Raw genomic sequence first — 375 nt, 5'->3', positions numbered from 1 at the left:
CCAGCAGCGGTTTGAGGCTGGACTGATAAAAACCATCGAGCGTGCCGCCGGATGCAAAGAAACGGGTCACCTCAGACAGTGACGCATCCTGCGCAGAGGCAGGGTTGAAGGGATATCGGTCAGCCAGGGTGTCGTTAAACGGGGTCAGGACCTGCTCACTCCATGCCTGGTTCAGGGATGACATGGCAAGCGACATCGTCACATCAGCGACCTGTGCCGCAATCTGGCCGACCCAGCGATCCAGTGGGGCCGGCAGCCCTCGCGCGTACTGTTGCAGGCTGAAAGCCGGATCCTTATACGGATCGCTCTGGCGTAACTGCAGGGCCTTAAATGCAGCGGCCCCCGGATCGCCTGCACTGTTTATCTGCTCCAGCC

1 pseudogene is annotated in these 375 nt (G+C 60.3%); it reads right to left on the bottom strand.

Annotation, left to right across the window (positions count from 1 at the left end):
- Positions 1-375 (bottom strand): annotated as a pseudogene (locus ADK28_RS19915) (type VI secretion system membrane subunit TssM); the annotation flags it as partial.

Origin of the sequence: Serratia sp. 506_PEND, assembly GCF_001076875.1 — a bacterium.
Lineage (GTDB): Bacteria > Pseudomonadota > Gammaproteobacteria > Enterobacterales > Enterobacteriaceae > Serratia > Serratia marcescens.
Note: the sequence above shows the minus strand (reverse complement) of the source record. Positions and strands in the feature narration are given on the sequence as shown.